Consider the following 15,654-nt stretch of genomic DNA (forward strand, 5'->3'; position numbering starts at 1 on the left):
ATAAGAACGCACATATAAGCCCGTCCATCATGCAAAAAAACATCACCTCTCTAGGCTCGCTGAACTGGGACGACCTCAAGTTTTTCCTCGAAGTCGCCCGCACCCGCAAGGCCAGCACCGCCGCCAAACGGCTGGCTGTCGACTACACCACCGTATCGCGACGGATCAGTTCGCTGGAAGCGGCGCTCGGCACGCTGTTGTTTGAAAAGTCGCGCACCAGCGGTTTCGTGCTGACCAGCGAAGGTCAGCGCTTGCTCGGTTATGCCGAGTCGATTGAAAGCACATTGCACATGGCCTGCGAGCAAGTTTCAGGTTCCGGTGTGGCACTCTCCGGGCACGTGCGCATGGGCTGCACCGAAGGTTTCGGCAGTTTTTTCATCACCCCGCAGCTAAGCCATTTCGTCGACGCCTACCCGGCGATCTCGGTGGACATCCTGCCGCTGCCGCACTTCATCAGCCTGTCCAAGCGCGAGGCCGATATCGTCATCGCCCTGGAACGGCCGGAGCACGGGCCGTACGTCTGCTGCAAACTCTGCGACTACCGCTTGCAGCTCTACGCGACCCAGGACTATCTGGACAAGCACCCGCCGATCCGCCGCCCGGCAGACTTGGGCAAGCATCAATTCATCAGTTATGTGGATGATCTGGCGTTCAGCTCGGAGCTGCTGTACCTGGCGAACGTATTGCCGGGCGCCAGCGCCAACTTGCGCAGCACCAGCGTGATCGCGCAATTCGTCGCGGCGCAGCAAGGGCGCTCACTGGCGATACTGCCGTGCTTCCTCGCCGCGCAGGATCCGCGCCTGTTGCCCGTGTTGCCGGAGGAAATCGATATTACCCGGCAATTCTGGATGTACTGCCGGGAGGATCTGAGGAAGTTGAAGCGGATCACTTTGTTGTGGGATTACATTCGGGAGGTGACGGAGCGTAATCAGGGTCTGCTAATGGGGCAGACCCGCGACATGCAGTTCGCCGACTAGTCGGCGCTGACCACAATCGAAACCCGGCGGTTTTCGGTGCGACCGGCTGCCGTATCGTTGGACGCCACCGGCTCTTTGCTACCCAGGCCCTGCAACTGAATGTTCTCTTGTTTCATGCCGACTGTGCCCAGCACGTTGGCGACACTTTTCGCACGGCGCAGGGACAGTTGCTGGTTGTAGGTTTCCTTGCCCGAGGCGTCGGTGTGGCCATCGACCCGCACGCGCTCGATACCGACACCCAGCAGGGCCTTGCCGATGCGTTCGACGATCTCGGTGCTTGGCTGGTTCAGGCTTTCGACGTCGCTGCCAAACAGCACTTTGCCGGACAGGCCAAATTCCCAGCCCTCGTCGGTCAATTCAAAACCCTGTTGTTTGAGAACGGCGACCTGCGCCGGGCTCAGGCCTTTTTGCGGGGCGGTCTGGCAACCGGTCAGGGCCAGTACGGCCATCAACAGCACCGCGTAAAAAGATCGAATGGACAGTGTGAACACGAGAGTCAGCTCCTGGTTTGAACGGAATCGACCAGGTGCTCCGCCCCGGCCGTGAATTGGGCGCCGCGCGACAGACGCTTGGCTTGATACATCGCCGCATCGGCGGCATCGAGCAAGGCCCCCGGCGTGACACCATGATCGGGAAAAACCGCAATGCCGATACTGAGCGAGGTCACGACACTGGTGTCGCCCGGCAGCGCGATGGGCATGTCCATGCTGGCGAGGATCTTGTCGGCAATGCGCTCGGCATCTTCGACCTTGTGCAGCGGCGTGAGCAGAACAGCGAACTCGTCACCGCCCAGCCGCGCCACCAGATCCTCTTCGCGCAATTGCGCACGAACGCGGTTGGCCACCGCCACCAGCACCGCATCACCCGCAGCGTGGCCGAAGTTGTCGTTGATGCCTTTGAAACGGTCACTGTCGAGAAACAACACCGCCACGCGCTCATCGTGTTTGCTGGCATTGCGCAACGCGCGGATCAAGCGCCCTTCGAAAAACGCTCGGTTCGGCAGACCGGTCAGGCTGTCGTGGCTGGCCTGGTGAGCGAGGGTTTCGTTTTCGTTTTGCAGGTGGGTTTGCCACGACTCCAGTTCGTCGAGCAAGGCGTTGAAGTCATTGCCGAGGTTGTCGAGTTCGGCAATCTGCGCTGGCGGCACGCGGCGGTCCAGTGCGCGTTCGCTACGGGCGGCGTGGGCCACATTGGCCAGACTGCGCAGAGGACCGGTGATCGCGCGTAACTGCCGGCGCGCCAGGTAGAGCGCCACCCAGGCGCTGATCGCGGTACAGAGAATGATCCCAGCCAGACCGCTGAGCAGAAAGCGCATCAGGCTGCCACCATGGCCGGTGAGCAGCACACGACCGATTTCACGGTCCTGATGCTCGATCGGCAGGCTGATGGGTTTTTCCAGGATGGCGCGGGTGATCTGCATTTCCAGCTCAGAGAACAAACCGTTTTCCGGGCGTTGCCAATGCGCGAGCAGTTGCCCCTGGCTGTCCAGCACCTGGGCGTCAGCGACCTCTTCGGAGGAAGCAATCAGCGCCAGCGATTCGTTGGCGGCGGTCTTGTCGTTGAACACCACTGCGGCTTCCACGGTGTAGCTGATCGATCGGGCGATCAAGTGCAGGTTGTGATCGGCGTACACCCGTAATGCCAGTACGCCGAGAAACGTCAGCGAAACGCTGGCCATCGCCACGCCCACCAGCGCGACAATCAAATGCCCTCGGCCGATGACCGAACCCAGCGTTGGGCGGCTATTCGATCTGAACAGGTTCATGGCGCCGCCGGTTTGCGACGCGACAATTGCAGCACGCTGGGGTGAATGCGCACGCCGCTGCGGGCAACGGAGTCGAGATTGACCTCGAAGGACACTTGCTCATCGCCAACGCGCAGACAGAACAGGCTACCGACCGTGCATTGATCGCCACCTTCACTGATGCTCAGTACTGGATGGCCAATCAGCGAAGCGAACAAGCGAGTGCGTTCATCGGGCGTGAGTTTGCCGATGTACACCGCATCGCATTCGCTGACGATCGCCGGGTTATCGGCCAGCAGGCGACGTACGGCGACCGGCCGGCCGGTGGCTTGAGTGGTGCCTTTGACCAGGTCGTCGGTGTATTCGGTCGGGCCGACGATGCACAGGCGCAATTGCGCAGGCTCAACCGGCCAGCGCGCGTAGCTGAGAATGCCAAGAACGACCTGCGTGACAGATTTGGCCCGCTGTTCGGCCATGCCTGTCGGCGCTTGTGGTTGCGCGAAAGCCGCACCCGTCAACAACCAGAGCAGAGCAACAAGCAACGCGTGCTTGCAGACAACTACGCGCCCTGTCGCCCAGACAGACACCTTCATGCAAGGATTCTCTTATCGTAGCGAAATGATGCCGCAACGATAGCACAGCAGTGAAACACCAGCGAGACAGCGACCTCTGACCGGTTGGTCAGTAAACGCCGCCAATCGTCTGGAGTTTCACCCCCGAGGCGCGGCGCCCTCCTCCAGTTCCAGCATCAGCCCGCTCAGGCGTTTGACCCTGCGCTGCACCGCTTCTTCAAACACGCCGGAGCGGGATTCGATCAAGGTGAACCAATGTTTAGCCCGGGTAATGCCGGTGTAGATCAGTTCTTTGGTCAGTACCGGGTTCAAGGCATCCGGCAGAATCAGCGCCGTGTGGGCAAACTCCGAGCCCTGGGACTTGTGCACCGTCATCGCATAGACGGTTTCGACGTCATTGAGGCGGCTGGGCAATACGAAGCGCACGCCGCCCTGACCGTCGTTGCGCGGGAACGCCACGCGCAACACGGGTTTGCCGGCGTCAGGGCCTTCGCGCTCGGGCAGCTTGAGGGCGATGCCGATGTCGCCGTTCATCAAACCCAGACCGTAGTCGTTGCGAGTCATCAATACCGGGCGGCCTTCGTACCATTGCTGATCGTTTTCGATCAGACGTGCTTTGAGCAGCGCGGCGGTGATGCGTTGATTCAAACCTTCGACACCCCACGGCCCTTTGCGCACGGCGCACAGCAACTGGAAGGTGTCGAACGCCTGCAAGACTTCACGGGCCCAAATGACCCAGTCCGGATGTTCGAGTGGCCGGCCCGAGGGTGGACGCTGATCACGCAGCACGCTCAGATAATGGCGATAGCCTTGTGGGCCGTCGCCATGCCCCTCCAGCAACAGTCGCTCCAGCGTGTGATCGTGCTCGCCCTTGAGCGGCAGCGAATACACATCGTCATAGTGCCCGGCCGTGAGCAACTGGCGCGCTTCATCCGGCAACTGTTGGTTGACCCGACGCGCGAGCTGACCAATCCCACTGCCCTCGCCGAAGCGCCGGGAGTGGCGCAACATCACCACTTGCTGGGCCAGCGGGTGGGTGCCATCGACGTCTTCATGCAAGCCACTGTCCTGCAGCGACTCACCGCTGACCGACTCCAGCCACCGTCGGGTCTGCGGGTTGTACCAGCCACCTTCGGCGTCTCGGCACAAATCCCCGAGCACCGCGCCGGCCTCCACAGAGGCCAATTGATCCTTGTCACCGAGCAATACCAGTCGAGCATGGGTGGGCAAGGCATCCAGCAGGTTGGCCATCATTTCCAGGTCGATCATCGAGGCTTCGTCGACCACCAGCACATCCAGCGGCAAGCGATTGCCGGCGTGGTGACGGAAGTGGCGGGTGCCGGGACGGCTGCCCAGCAGGCGATGCACGGTGGTGACGTCGCAAGGGATTTTCGCCCGCACCGCTTCGCTGACTTCCAACGATTGCACTTGCTGGCTGATGGACTCGGTCAGCCGCGCCGCGGCCTTGCCCGTCGGTGCCGCCAGACGAATTCGCAGCGGATGACCGGTGGCAACCGCAGGCGCTTGAAGCAGGGCCAGCAAACGCACCACGGTGGTGGTTTTGCCGGTGCCCGGACCACCGGTGACGATGCTGAAAGCGCCACGAGTTGCGAGGGCGCAGGCGAGTTTCTGCCAGTCGATCACCTCACCCGTTTTCGCTGATCCGAACAGCTCGTTCAAGCGCTGCGGCAGATCGTCCGGCGTCGGCTCGACTTGCTGCAGACGCTGACGCAATGCCGTATCGATGCGCCGCTCGTAGGCCCAGTAGCGTCGCAGATACAGGCGTTTGCCCGCCAACACCAACGGGCGTTGTTGTGCTGAATCGCTGCTATCCGCCGCCAGTGCGATCAGAGAGCTGCCCGCTAGAACCTTGCACCAGTGAGCACCGTCGAGCGCCTCGAGCAATTGCGAAGGTAGCAACAAGACACCACCTTGCACGTCCCCTTCGGGGGGCAGCGAAAGAGCGAAGTCGGGCGCTTTCAGGGTTTCATACAGATCGAGACAGACATGACCGTGGCCAAGTTGATGACTGGTCAGGGCAGCAGCAAGCAACACCAGCGGATCCGTGTTGCGTTCAAGTTCGTGCAGGAACCCGACAAACGCTTTGTCCAGCGCACGCAACCAGCCGCGCTCGACCCACCGGGTCAGCAATATCAACAGGTCGTCGGCGCTGGTCAGGGGCGATAACCTCGACAGACTGTCAGCAGCCAGCGGCGTAGGGAGCAGATCGGCAAAGGTGCGGCTCATAGCAGGACTCCCTGTTCCCAGGCGGGCTCGGTCTTGGGTTCGGGTTTGCCTTGGAACATCCGGTCGAGACGCTCGATCAGCTCACGGGGCGGACGTACAAAATAGACACCGCGACTATCGGCGCGAGTACCGCGCAGAAACAGATACAACGCCCCGCCGACATGCCGGTCGTAGTCATAATCAGGCAGCCGGGCCTTGAGCTGGCGATGCAACGCCAGCAGGTACAACACGTATTGCAGGTCATAACGGTTGTCGAGGATCGACTGCTCCATGGCCTGCTCGGTATAGGCCAGATCATCCACGCCGAGCCAGTTGGACTTGTAATCGGCCACGTAGTAACGGCCATTGTGTTCAAAGGTCAGGTCGATGAAGCCTTTGAACATGCCGTTGAGTTGCACCGGTTCTGCCGCCACACGGGCCACGCCCCTGTGAGTGTGCTGACGCACCAGTTCGTCGAGTTTGAGGACATCGACTTTATGGCTGGCGAACCAGAACTCCATCTCGACCCGATATTGCTTCAGTTGCTCAAGAACAACCGGTAGTTGCCCGCCAGCAATCGGCAGTGGCGATTTGAGCAGGTGCTGCAGCCAGTCGCTCAGGGTGGTGATCCAGCCTTCCCAGCCACGCAGGTTACAGCGTCGGGCAATCGCATCTTCCAGCGCCTCGCGGGTAACGGCAAAGCCGTCATCACCGGCCCATTCCAGCAAACCGTGAAGAAACGTTCCTGGATTGGGGCCACGAGGAAAGCGATGGATATCGGCGCCACCGGCAATGATTTCTCGCGGGGCGTCGGGATCGAGGCGCTCATCATCGAATAGTTTTTGCGCTTGCGGGCTGTCCGGCGCTTCATCGCTGCCGACACTCAATACGTCGCTGATGCGCAATGCGCTGTAGGAGGCGATCCACCAGTTTTCACTGGCCTTGCGCTTGGGCAACAGCGTCGCACTCAGCACGGCGTCATTGCGTGGCGGCTGGTAATGCTCGTCGGTAGGTTGTGGCATTTCATCGATGTGAATGGCCGGACAGTCCTGTTGCAGATCTTGCAGCCAGCGTTTCAGTTCGCTGGACTCGCCCAGCGATGCGCCGCCACCAAGCAGATAACCCAGCGCCGAAAGGTGCAGCACCGAGCTGTTGTTATTGCCGCGTTTGAGATCCGTCACGCCCAACCAGCAGGCGTGCTGCGCGCGCGTCAGTGCCACGTAGAGCAAGCGCAGGTCTTCAGCCAGGCGCTCATCGTCCGCTTGCGCGATCAGCTCGGCAGTCGGCTTGAGGCTAATCTGAGCCTTGCCCTCGACGTCGTGATAATGCAGTGGCAATCGACTGCCATCCACGGGTTTCGCCGAACAAATGAACGGCAAGAACACCAATGGATATTCCAGACCTTTGGACTTGTGGATGGTCACGACTTTGACCAGTTGCTCGTCGCTTTCCAGACGTAGAATCTGCTCTTCGCCAGCCTGGCCGGACACTGCCAGCAACTCGGCCAGATGACGAATCAGCGCTTGTTCGCCGTCCAGCTCCGCAGCCGCTTGTTGCATCAATTCCGACAGGTGCAAAAGGTTGGTCAGTACACGCTCACCATCTGTGCGTCTCATCAGGGTTTGCGGCAGGTGGAAGTCGTGCAGCAGGCGGCGCAACATCGGCAATACACCTTGTTTGCGCCATAGCTCGCGATAGCCACGGAACTGCATGACCCGGGTTTCCCACACCAGTTCGTCCTGGTTCAGACGTTCCAGCTCTGCCAATGGCAGGTTCAGGGTGATACAGGCCAGCGCGGCTTTCAGGGAACGTTCGACATCCGGTTCGGCACAGGCCTTGAGCCAGGACAACAGGTCGTGAGCCTCTTGCGCCGCGAAAACCGAATCCTTGTCCGACAGATAAACACTGCGCACGCCGCGGGCGGCGAGTTCACTGCGTACGGCCTGGGCTTCTTTGCCGTCGCGCACGAGAATCGCAATGTCGGACGGCCTCAGACCTCTGAAGTCTTTGCCATCCTGCACGAACCCCGCGTCAGCGCTTTGCCCGCTATTGAGCAGCGCGGTGATTTCGCTGGCGCACGCGGCTGCCAATTGCTGGCGATAGACCACGCCGGACAGTGGCTGGTCGGCAGGCAAATGCCAGATATTCAGCGCCGCGACATCTTGCCCGGCAACCTGCAGCCGTTCGTTGCGGCCCTGAGATTCCACGGGCAGGAACGGTACCGGGTTGTCGCCGTTTTTCTCGCGGAACAAAAACGCGCCGCGTCCCTGCTCTCGGGACTCGGCACGTGCGAATACATGATTGACCGCGTTGACCATGCCATGGCTGGAACGGAAGTTGGTGCCCAGTGTATGCAGTCGGCCAGTGGTAGCCTGACGTGCGCGCAGGTAGGTGTAGATGTCTGCACCGCGGAAGGCGTAGATCGCCTGCTTAGGATCACCGATCAGAAACAGGCCGGTCTCGGGGCTGTTGTCTTCGATGCGATAGATGCTCTCGAAGATTCGGTACTGCACCGGGTCGGTGTCCTGGAACTCATCGATCAGCGCGACCGGGAACTGCTCGCGAATCAACGTCGCAAGACGTTCGCCACCGTCGGATTGCAAAGCTGCATCAAGGCGCAACAACATGTCGTCGAAGCCCATCTCGGCGCGACGCCGCTTCTCTTCTTCAAAGCGTGCGCCTACCCATTTGGCGGCATGTTGCAGCACAGCGGCATCAGGAGTGGGCAGTGCATCGAGGCTCGACTTGAGTTTCGGCATGGCATCCAGACCCGGGTGGCTCGGGGCCTGACCTTTCCACGCTTCGGCCATGCCGTCGGGGGTCAGTCGGGTGAAACCGGTGCCGATATCCAGTTGCTCCAGAGACTCGTCTTCAGCCCATGCCTTGAGCTTTTCGAACCACGGTTCGAAGTAACGTGCCTGCATCTTGCGTCCGTCGACTGATTTGCTCGCAACGCCTTGCTGGCAAATGACGAGCAATTCGTCTGCCCATTGGCGCCAGGGCATTTTCAGTTCGATCAATGCCGCACGGCGCTCTTGCAGGCACTCCTCGATCAACTCTGCCGGAGCCTTTCCCTCGTCACTGTCGCGCTCACTGGCGAACAGACCGCGCACGCGAGGCAACAACGCTGCTGGCCCACCCCAGTTGCTGCGAACCCAACTCAAGGCATCGCCCTGCATCGGGTAACAGAACAGCCGCCAGTAATCGCGCAACACTTCTCCGAGCAAGTCGCTGTGATCGGTTTCCAGTGTTTGGGTGAACAAGCTGCCGCTGTCGAACGCATGTTCACGGAGCATGCGCTGACACCAACTGTGGATGGTCGAAACAGCGGCCTCGTCCATCCATTGCGCAGCGACATCGAGGCGGTTGGCACAACCGGGCCACTGCTGTGGTTCGAATTGATCGCGCAGTTCAGCAATCAGTCCGTCAGGGGCAGGTGTTTCGTCACGAAAGAATCGAGCTGCCTCAGCCAGACGCATGCGTATGCGCTCACGCAGTTCCTTGGTCGCGGCATCGGTGAAGGTCACGACGAGAATCTGTGGTGGCAGCAATTCACGACCAAAGCCGCTCGACTCGCCACCGTGCCCAAGAATAAGTCGCAGATACAAAGCTGAGATGGTGAATGTTTTGCCGGTACCGGCACTGGCTTCGATCAACTGACTGCCCTGTAGCGGAAAGGCCAGTGCGAGGGGTGTCTTTGTGCTCATGCGCGAGCCCCTTCAGTGGACAGTGAACGCCATGGTGCTTCAAGCAGAGGGCGATACAACGCGTCGCACCAACCGGAGAATGTTTCATCTGCAAGCAATGCATCGAAGTCGGCGTATTGCCGGGACAACGCGGGGCTCTCACGGCGCTCCCCTTCGCTGGTCTGGCCGTCACCTTCATAGGCTTTACGCGCTGCCGCTTCGGCCTTCAGCGGATCGGTTTGGGAAAGCCACGCAAAAGCGGTTTTTACCGCGATCGGCAGTGGCTGTCGCATGCCTGCCTGCCAAGCGAGGAGCAAGTCACCAAGGAAACGTATCGCTCGTGCTGGCTCCATGGGTTCAAGCAGCAATGTATCGTCGCTGGCGACCAATGCTGTCGTCAGCGAAAGTCCGCTGGCGCAGGCCACTAAATGATTAACCCAAGGTTTGGTCAGCCGATGCCATTTGCGGCTTTTGATTGAGCCGATGCTGTTGGGAATGGTCGTGATCGACAACAGGCCTGCGTCAGCGCGCTGGTGCAAACCCGCGAGCCAGCCTTCAAGACGCAAGCCCTGCAATTCAAGGTTGACCGGCATCGCACTGCTCAAAGGGGTAGGCCAGAGTGCCAGCAGTTGTCGATAACGCTGTAGCAAGTCAGGCAAGGGTTCGATCAGCTCACGTTGCAGGCACTCGCCAAACCCGGCCATAGGCAACAGACCACTGTTTTGCAGACGCCGGGCCTGGGCTGTCAGTGCTTGATCGATATTGTCGGGTTGCCTGAGAGCGGCTTCGAGCAAGCTGTCGCTGAGCGTGTAACGCTGTAATGCATCCAGCACGAAGGGTTCTTCGTCGGCCAGCGGCGCTTCGGCGGCCTCGAAATAAACCTTGAGGCGCTGGGTGAAAAAGTGCCGAACCGGGTTGCGTAAAAAGTCCTGCAACAAAGCCAGGCTCAGCGGCTCTTCTTGTACATAAGGGCTGAGTAACTGAGTTTCGTTTTGAGGCTCATGCTGTTGATGCAGAACCTGCCATTCACTGGCATAGCTGAACAGGTGATCGCCTTCATGAAAATAGCGCGCACTGAATGGTTGCAGCGGATGCTCTTGCGTCATGTCACTCAACAGATCGCGGTTTTCGTCGAGCAATCGCCAGCCACTTGCGAGGTGATCCCGCAATTGGCCGATCAACACTGAAGCCGGTCGCTCACTGTTATCACGGATGCTGCGACCAACCCAACTGATGTACAGCTGGTTGCGCGCAGACAAAAGCGCTTCAAGCAAAAGATAGCGGTCGTCTTCGCGCCGGGAACGATCTCCCGGGCGGTAGTCGCTACCCATGAGGTCGAAATCCAGCGGCGGCTGCGCGCGGGGATAATCGCCGTCGTTCATTCCCAGCAGGCAGACCAGTTTGAATGGAATGGCGCGCATGGGCATCAGCGTACAAAAATTCACGGCGCCGGCCAGAAAGCGCTGAGACAAGCGCCCCTGATCCAGACCCGCGAGCCAGGCTTCACGAACCACAGTCAGTGGTAGCTCATCCGCCAAGCCTACTGCATCGCACGTTTCCAGCCAGGTCTCACGTAGCTCTTCGAGTTGGGTCAACAAGTAGTCGTCATGCTCGTTGCTGGCTTTGAAGAACAGTTGCATCAGCGCTTGCAATCGATACCCCCACTCCTTGGGTTGAGCGGGTTGGGTGAGCTGCTGGTGGGCCAGTTCCAGCGCATCGAGCAGAGCCACCAACGGCCCGATCAGTGCGGCGTCGAGTCCGCCGATCTCATCGTAGGGTTCAATCCCTTCGCATGCATTGGCACTGCCGACGGCGTAACCCAGAAGCATGCGACGCAGACCGAAATGCCAGCTGTTCTGCTCAAGCTCGTCAGGTAAACCCAGACCCGCTCGCTGCTCGGCATTCATGCCCCAACGCACGCCGGCACCCTCGATCCAGTGGTGCAGTGTTGGCAGGTCGCGTTCTTCCACACCGAAACGAGCGCGAAGTGCAGGAACGTCAAGCAAGTCGAGGATTTCACTGACCGGAAAACGGCTGTCGGGAAGCTTAAGCAGGTGTTCGACTGCGATCAGCAGTGGATCACGACCACGTTGCCCTTGATCCGCCAATGTGAAGGGGATGAACCGCTCGTCCTGCCGGTCAAGCTGACCAAACACCGCGCGGATATGCGGGGCGTAGCTATCGATGTCAGGCACCATTACGATCACATCGCGAGGACGCAAATCCGGGTTGGCACTGAACCGCGCCAGAAGCTGGTCATGCAGTATTTCGACTTCACGCTGAGCGCTGTGGGCAATGTGGAAACGGATCGACTCGTCTTGTACCAGATCGACTACAGGCCAGTGTTCGCGAGTCTCATTGAGTGGGCGCAACTCGAGAATGTCGTCCTGGAGTTGATTGAGCAGATTGTGTGGTTGAGTTTCGCTGAACAGGTCTATGCGGCCGTCGCGGAAAGCCGCCCGATAGCTATTGGGATCGTCATAACTGTCGAGCAGGTTGATGTAGTCCCGACCTTGTTTACCCCATGCAGCCAACAGTGGATGAGCGTGTTGATGCAGTGCATCAGGGTCCAGCACTGTGGGCATTCCTGTCTTGCGCGATTGCCGCTTGTATTGGTGCCGCAGCAAATCCTTGTCGGCGACAATATCGGCCCAGTGGTGGCGGCACGGGTTGTGAACACACAGCAGGACCTGACTGAAACGCGCAAGCCCGGCCAGTGCTTCAAGCACCTGGGCTGGCAGCGAAGAAATACCGAAAACGATCACTCGCGAAGGCAATCCCGCAGGAGCTTCGGCAAGATTGTTGATGCGTTCGATGAACCGTTGGTGAACGCCGGCACGACTCTGTGCCATCCCCTGTTCGCCAACGTCATCCAGCAGCGCACGCCACAGTTCCGCCTGCCAGCAACTGGTCGGGGGCAATGGTTTTACTTCACCTCTGACATTGCGCAACTGATGCCGACCTTCGGCCCAGTCTTCAAGCCAGTCGGCCCGGTACACCTGATACTGGTCGAATAGATCCGCCAAGCGCTCGGACAATTGGTAGCGCTTGCGCAGGTCGGTGTCATGGGTAAGGAAGCGTTGCAACGGCTCGAAATGCGGGCGATCAATGACCTGAGGTAGCAGACGCATAAGGCGCCAGGTCAGCGGGGCTTTATCGAGCAGGGATTTGGGAGGGATTTCATCTCGCCCCAGTACCATGCGGTACAACTGCCACATGAAACTGCCCGGCAGTTGCACATCAATCGCTGCGGCAATACCGCAACCGCCAAGGTCGTCTTCCTCAGGATCTTCGGCCAAGGCCAATTTGAGCCATTGGGCAATGCCATTGCTCTGCACCAGAGCTATTTCGTTTTCCAGGGGAGCCAGCGGATAACGCCGCATGATGCTGATCACAAGGCTGCGCAGTTCGTCCAGGCTGTTGCTCTGGACCACCATGAATGCAGCGTTGAGGGACTGAGCGTCCGGCATAAAGGATTCCTTGGAAAGTACGAAAGCCAGGGCAGAACCTTAGCATTGTCGGCAGGTTGTGACAGCCGGACGGCGCCTGCGAATGCTGTAAGAACTTTCCTGCGGGCAAAACAAAACCCCAACTGCTTTCGCAATTGGGGTTTCGGAATTTAATCTTGACGATGACCTACTCTCACATGGGGAAACCCCACACTACCATCGGCGATGCATCGTTTCACTGCTGAGTTCGGGATGGGATCAGGTGGTTCCAACGCTCTATGGTCGTCAAGAAATTCGGGTACTGAGTCGTGGCCATATGGCCTCGCTTCAGCAAATTGGGTATGTGACAGCTTTCGGTGTTTTGTGCTGCTTTTTTAAGTGCAGTCGAACTTTCGGTTCGTTTCGTCTTCACACACCGCAATCTGGTCTCTCTCGAGTTCGCAAATTGCTTGGGTGTTATATGGTCAAGCCTCACGGGCAATTAGTATTGGTTAGCTCAACGCCTCACAGCGCTTACACACCCAACCTATCAACGTCGTAGTCTTCGACGGCCCTTCAGGGAACTCAAGGTTCCAGTGAGATCTCATCTTGAGGCAAGTTTCCCGCTTAGATGCTTTCAGCGGTTATCTTTCCCGAACATAGCTACCCGGCAATGCCACTGGCGTGACAACCGGAACACCAGAGGTTCGTCCACTCCGGTCCTCTCGTACTAGGAGCAGCCCCTCTCAAATCTCAAACGTCCACGGCAGATAGGGACCGAACTGTCTCACGACGTTCTAAACCCAGCTCGCGTACCACTTTAAATGGCGAACAGCCATACCCTTGGGACCGGCTTCAGCCCCAGGATGTGATGAGCCGACATCGAGGTGCCAAACACCGCCGTCGATATGAACTCTTGGGCGGTATCAGCCTGTTATCCCCGGAGTACCTTTTATCCGTTGAGCGATGGCCCTTCCATACAGAACCACCGGATCACTAAGACCTACTTTCGTACCTGCTCGACGTGTCTGTCTCGCAGTCAAGCGCGCTTTTGCCTTTATACTCTACGACCGATTTCCGACCGGTCTGAGCGCACCTTCGTACTCCTCCGTTACTCTTTAGGAGGAGACCGCCCCAGTCAAACTACCCACCATACACTGTCCTCGATCCGGATAACGGACCTGAGTTAGAACCTCAAAGTTGCCAGGGTGGTATTTCAAGGATGGCTCCACGCGAACTGGCGTCCACGCTTCAAAGCCTCCCACCTATCCTACACAAGCAAATTCAAAGTCCAGTGCAAAGCTATAGTAAAGGTTCACGGGGTCTTTCCGTCTAGCCGCGGATACACTGCATCTTCACAGCGATTTCAATTTCACTGAGTCTCGGGTGGAGACAGCGCCGCCATCGTTACGCCATTCGTGCAGGTCGGAACTTACCCGACAAGGAATTTCGCTACCTTAGGACCGTTATAGTTACGGCCGCCGTTTACCGGGGCTTCGATCAAGAGCTTCGCGTTAGCTAACCCCATCAATTAACCTTCCGGCACCGGGCAGGCGTCACACCCTATACGTCCACTTTCGTGTTTGCAGAGTGCTGTGTTTTTAATAAACAGTCGCAGCGGCCTGGTATCTTCGACCGGCATGAGCTTACGGAGCAAGTCCTTCACCCTCACCGGCGCACCTTCTCCCGAAGTTACGGTGCCATTTTGCCTAGTTCCTTCACCCGAGTTCTCTCAAGCGCCTTGGTATTCTCTACCCAACCACCTGTGTCGGTTTGGGGTACGGTTCCTGGTTACCTGAAGCTTAGAAGCTTTTCTTGGAAGCATGGCATCAACCACTTCGTCACCCAAAGGGTAACTCGTCATCAGCTCTCGGCCTTAAGATCCCGGATTTACCTAAGATCTCAGCCTACCACCTTAAACTTGGACAACCAACGCCAAGCTGGCCTAGCCTTCTCCGTCCCTCCATCGCAATAACCAGAAGTACAGGAATATTAACCTGTTTTCCATCGACTACGCTTTTCAGCCTCGCCTTAGGGACCGACTAACCCTGCGTCGATTAACGTTGCGCAGGAAACCTTGGTCTTTCGGCGTGGGTGTTTTTCACACCCATTGTCGTTACTCATGTCAGCATTCGCACTTCTGATACCTCCAGCAAGCTTCTCAACTCACCTTCACAGGCTTACAGAACGCTCCTCTACCGCATCACCCGAAGGTGATACCCGTAGCTTCGGTGTATGGTTTGAGCCCCGTTACATCTTCCGCGCAGGCCGACTCGACTAGTGAGCTATTACGCTTTCTTTAAAGGGTGGCTGCTTCTAAGCCAACCTCCTAGCTGTCTAAGCCTTCCCACATCGTTTCCCACTTAACCATAACTTTGGGACCTTAGCTGACGGTCTGGGTTGTTTCCCTTTTCACGACGGACGTTAGCACCCGCCGTGTGTCTCCCATGCTCGGCACTTGTAGGTATTCGGAGTTTGCATCGGTTTGGTAAGTCGGGATGACCCCCTAGCCGAAACAGTGCTCTACCCCCTACAGTGATACATGAGGCGCTACCTAAATAGCTTTCGAGGAGAACCAGCTATCTCCGAGCTTGATTAGCCTTTCACTCCGATCCACAGGTCATCCGCTAACTTTTCAACGGTAGTCGGTTCGGTCCTCCAGTTAGTGTTACCCAACCTTCAACCTGCCCATGGATAGATCGCCCGGTTTCGGGTCTATTCCCAGCGACTAGACGCCCTATTAAGACTCGCTTTCGCTACGCCTCCCCTATTCGGTTAAGCTCGCCACTGAAAATAAGTCGCTGACCCATTATACAAAAGGTACGCAGTCACAGAACAAAGTCTGCTCCCACTGCTTGTACGCATACGGTTTCAGGATCTATTTCACTCCCCTCTCCGGGGTTCTTTTCGCCTTTCCCTCACGGTACTAGTTCACTATCGGTCAGTCAGTAGTATTTAGCCTTGGAGGATGGTCCCCCCATATTCAGACAAAGTTTCTCGTGCTCCGTCCTACTCGATTTC

Annotated in this window: 7 protein-coding genes and 2 rRNA genes (1 of these 9 only partly in view); 1 reads left to right on the forward strand and 8 read right to left on the reverse strand. The window is 58.3% G+C overall.

From position 1 onward, the window contains the following. Positions 1–29: 29 nt before the first annotated feature. A complete protein-coding gene (locus tag ACOYXJ_RS05760; protein WP_460373090.1) occupies positions 30–977 on the forward strand; it encodes a LysR family transcriptional regulator in 948 nt (315 codons plus the stop codon). On the opposite strand, the gene ACOYXJ_RS05765 is transcribed toward ACOYXJ_RS05760, so the two are convergent. From ACOYXJ_RS05765 to ACOYXJ_RS05800, 8 genes are all read right to left on the reverse strand, one after another. After that, positions 974–1,426: an OmpA family protein gene (locus ACOYXJ_RS05765; protein ID WP_412071106.1), complete on the reverse strand. Its 453-nt coding sequence runs from the start codon at positions 1,424–1,426 to the stop codon at positions 974–976. The two genes, ACOYXJ_RS05760 and ACOYXJ_RS05765, sit on opposite strands and share 4 nt — an antisense overlap. Positions 1,427–1,473: 47 nt before the next feature. Next, positions 1,474–2,742 carry a diguanylate cyclase domain-containing protein gene (locus ACOYXJ_RS05770; RefSeq protein WP_460368381.1) on the reverse strand — a complete coding sequence of 423 codons (1,269 nt, stop codon included), beginning with the start codon at positions 2,740–2,742 and terminating at the stop codon, positions 1,474–1,476. Then, entirely contained in the window at positions 2,739–3,314 is a 576-nt protein-coding gene (locus tag ACOYXJ_RS05775) for a YfiR family protein (protein WP_460368383.1), read from the reverse strand. The genes ACOYXJ_RS05770 and ACOYXJ_RS05775 overlap by 4 nt, the downstream gene beginning before the upstream one ends. A gap of 117 nt (positions 3,315–3,431) precedes the next feature. Beyond that, positions 3,432–5,540 carry an exodeoxyribonuclease V subunit alpha gene (recD, locus tag ACOYXJ_RS05780; protein WP_460368386.1) on the reverse strand — a complete coding sequence of 703 codons (2,109 nt, stop codon included), beginning with the start codon at positions 5,538–5,540 and terminating at the stop codon, positions 3,432–3,434. Beyond that, positions 5,537–9,226: an exodeoxyribonuclease V subunit beta gene (recB, locus tag ACOYXJ_RS05785; protein WP_460368388.1), complete on the reverse strand. Its 3,690-nt coding sequence runs from the start codon at positions 9,224–9,226 to the stop codon at positions 5,537–5,539. The genes recD and recB overlap by 4 nt, the downstream gene beginning before the upstream one ends. After that, positions 9,223–12,675 (reverse strand): exodeoxyribonuclease V subunit gamma, encoded by a 3,453-nt coding sequence (recC, locus tag ACOYXJ_RS05790; RefSeq protein ID WP_460368390.1) that lies wholly within the window; start codon positions 12,673–12,675, stop codon positions 9,223–9,225. Before recC ends, recB begins: the two co-directional genes overlap by 4 nt. 153 nt (positions 12,676–12,828) lie before the next feature. Next, positions 12,829–12,944 (reverse strand): 5S ribosomal RNA (gene rrf / locus ACOYXJ_RS05795). 170 nt (positions 12,945–13,114) lie between these two features. Beyond that, positions 13,115–15,654: ribosomal RNA gene (locus tag ACOYXJ_RS05800) — 23S ribosomal RNA — on the reverse strand (it continues 354 nt past the right edge of the window).

Source organism: Pseudomonas sp. Tul2A7 (assembly GCF_054790505.1).